This is a genomic window from Streptomyces sp. SID14436 (assembly GCF_010548465.1).
GTDB lineage: Bacteria > Actinomycetota > Actinomycetes > Streptomycetales > Streptomycetaceae > Streptomyces.
In genome coordinates this window covers 1-1,829 of record NZ_JAAGMD010000900.1, presented here as the reverse complement: position 1 = coordinate 1,829, position 1,829 = coordinate 1, and the positions used below count along the sequence as shown (strand labels likewise).

Annotated in this window: 1 protein-coding gene; it reads right to left on the bottom strand. The window is 77.8% G+C overall.

Annotated features, from left to right (window positions below; all coding sequences use genetic code 11):
* Positions 1-12: 12 nt before the first annotated feature.
* On the bottom strand, positions 13-1,829 hold a 1,817-nt coding region (locus G3I53_RS33050), incomplete at its 5' end, for a cation-translocating P-type ATPase (protein ID WP_164439062.1).

The window sequence follows — 1,829 nt, the reverse complement described above, 5'->3', positions numbered from 1 at the left end:
GGGCGCCGCGGGTCAGGCCGCCACGGGCCGCGCGACGCCGCTGTGCAGGAGGTGGCGGAGCTGCTCGAGGTACTCGCCGAGCCGCACGGCACCGCGGGAGGCCACGGCGTAGAGGGCGCGGACCGGGGCGAGCCGTTCCAGTCGCGGGGCCAGGGCGGACAGCGCGATGGCGGCTGCCACGCCCGACCAGGCCACCGGGCCGAGCGGGGTGCAGCCGAAGAAGTGGCTGACGCCGGGCGTCTGCACGAGCGCGGCCAGCACCGCGGCGGACCCCAGCGCGGTCGTCCACACCAGGGGGCTGTGGCGGCGGCCGGACAGGGTCTGCACCAGCTGCGCGCCGACGACTCCGCACAGCGCCATGGTGGTCGCCCGGCGTTCGGTGCCGGGCGTGAGACGGCCGATGAGGTAGGCGGTGACCGCGCCGAGGCAGGTGGTCACGCCGCGGCGCCGGATGGCGCGCAGCAGCGGCGCGCCGAGCACGTCCAGGCCCATCGGGCCGGTCTCGGCGTGCACGGCCGTGGAGGGGTCGTCGCTGGGTGTCACCGCGACGGCCATGGCCGGGAACATGTCGGTGAGCAGGTTGACCAGCAGCAGCTGACGGGTCGACAGCGGGGAGGCCCCGGCGAGCAGGGTGCCCAGCACGCTGAAGCCGACCTCGCCGGCGTTGCCGCCGATGAGGATGCTCACCGCGTCGGCGACGCTGCGCCACAGCGCGCGCCCCTCGGCGACCGCGTCCACCAACGGGGACAGGTCCCCGTTGGTGACCACCAGATCGGCGGCGTTCCGGGCGGCCGCCGAGCCCCGGGTCTCGATGCCGACGCCCACGTCGGCGGCGCGGATGGCGGCCGCGTCGTTGGCGCCGTCACCGGCCATCGCGACGACCCGGCCGGCCTGTTGCAGGGCCTCCACCACATGCAGCTTCTGCTCGGGGGCGACCCGGGCGACGACCGCGGCGCCGTGCAGGGCCCGCACCCGGTCGCGCCGGCCCATGGCGACCAGTTCGTCCCCGGTGACGACCTCGGTCTCCTCCGGCCAGCCCAGCTGCAGGGCGATGGCGCGCGCCGTCTCCGGGTGGTCGCCGGTGAGCATGACGGGGGCGATGCCCAGCCGGCGCAGCTCCGTGAGCAGGGCGCGGGAGGTGTCGCGCGGGACGTCCGCGAGGGCGATCAGCCCGGCGAACTCCAGGTCCCCAAGGTCGGCGTCGAGCGCGGCGGCCGGTTCCTCGGCCGGGCAGGGCCGCCGGGCGACGGCGAGCACCCGCAGCCCCTGTCCGGCCAGCTCGTGGGCCGTGCGGGTGGCCGCCTCGGGCAGGTCCCGGCAGGCCGGCAGCACCGTCTCGGGGGCACCCTTGACGACGAGGAGCCCGCCGGTGTCCGCGCCGCCGTCCCGGCCGACGGCCGCCGCGTAGCCGCGGCTGGCCTCGAAGGCCAGTTCGCCGGAGGGCGTCCAGGCGTCGTCGGGCGGGGCGACGTCGAGGACCGCCTCGTCGGTGGCGTGCGCGACGCGGCGCCCCTGACCCGTCTCCTCCTGCGGGCAGGCCCGGGCGGCCAGCCGCAGGACCGGCAGGGCGTCCTCGGCGTCCGGTGCGTGGACCGTGCCGTCGGCGGTGGCCGCCCGGACCAGGCGGAGCCGGTTCTCGGTGAGGGTGCCGGTCTTGTCGAAGCAGACGGTGTCGACCCGGCCCAGTGCCTCCAGGGTGCGCGGGGTGCGGACCAGGACGCCGCGCCGGGACAGCCGCCGGGCGGCCGCCATCTGGGCGACCGTGGCGACCAGCGGCAGGCCCTCGGGGACGGCGGCGACCGCCACCGCCACGCCGCCGCTGACGGCCC